The following is a 1,327-nucleotide window of genomic DNA, read 5'->3' as shown; positions in this document are numbered from 1 at the left end:
CTGCACTTCCACCCCCAGCCTATCTACCTCGTCGTCTTCAAGGGGTCTTACATACTGGGAAATCTCATCTTGAGGGGGGCTTCACGCTTAGATGCTTTCAGCGCTTATCCCGTCCGTACATAGCTACCCAGCGGTGCTCCTGGCGGAACAACTGGTACACCAGCGGTACGTCCATCCCGGTCCTCTCGTACTAAGGACAGCTCCTCTCAAATTTCCTACGCCCACGACAGATAGGGACCGAACTGTCTCACGACGTTCTGAACCCAGCTCGCGTACCGCTTTAATGGGCGAACAGCCCAACCCTTGGGACCTACTTCAGCCCCAGGATGCGATGAGCCGACATCGAGGTGCCAAACCTCCCCGTCGATGTGGACTCTTGGGGGAGATAAGCCTGTTATCCCCAGGGTAGCTTTTATCCGTTGAGCGATGGCCCTTCCATGCGGTACCACCGGATCACTAAGCCCGACTTTCGTCCCTGCTCGACTTGTAGGTCTCGCAGTCAAGCTCCCTTATGCCTTTGCACTCTTCGAATGATTTCCAACCATTCTGAGGGAACCTTTGGGCGCCTCCGTTACTCTTTAGGAGGCGACCGCCCCAGTCAAACTGCCCACCTGACACTGTCCCCGCACCGGATTACGGTACCAGGTTAGAACCTAGATACGATCAGGGTGGTATCCCAACGGTGCCTCCACGCAAGCTGGCGCTCACGCTTCAAAGGCTCCCACCTATCCTGTACAGATCGTACCCAAATTCAATATCAAGCTGCAGTAAAGCTCCATGGGGTCTTTCCGTCTTGTCGCGGGTAACCTGCATCTTCACAGGTATTAAAATTTCACCGGATCTCTCGTTGAGACAGCGCCCAAGTCGTTACGCCATTCGTGCGGGTCAGAATTTACCTGACAAGGAATTTCGCTACCTTAGGACCGTTATAGTTACGGCCGCCGTTTACTGGGGCTTCGGTTCACAGCTTCGGGATTACTCCCTAACCACTCCCCTTAACCTTCCAGCACCGGGCAGGCGTCAGCCCGTATACTTCGCCTTACGGCTTCGCACAGACCTGTGTTTTTGCTAAACAGTCGCTTGGGCCTTTTCACTGCGGCCCCCTCGTGCTATTCACACTACCGGGGCACCCCTTCTCCCGAAGTTACGGGGTCATTTTGCCGAGTTCCTTAACGAGAGTTCTTCCGCGCGCCTTAGAATTCTCTTCTCGCCTACCTGTGTCGGTTTGCGGTACGGGCACCTTCATCTGGCTAGAGGCTTTTCTTGGCAGTGTGAGATCATGACCTTCGCTACTGTAATTTTCACTCCCCATCACAGCTCAGCCTTA

Annotated in this window: 1 rRNA gene; it reads right to left on the bottom strand. The window is 54.6% G+C overall.

Annotation, left to right across the window (positions count from 1 at the left end):
• A 23S ribosomal RNA gene (locus tag J2T16_RS28730) occupies positions 1–1,327 on the bottom strand; the annotation flags it as partial.

The sequence above is a fragment of the Paenibacillus intestini genome, from assembly GCF_030803945.1.
GTDB classification, from domain to species: Bacteria; Bacillota; Bacilli; order Paenibacillales; family Paenibacillaceae; genus Paenibacillus; species Paenibacillus polysaccharolyticus.
Note: the sequence above shows the minus strand (reverse complement) of the source record. Positions and strands in the feature narration are given on the sequence as shown.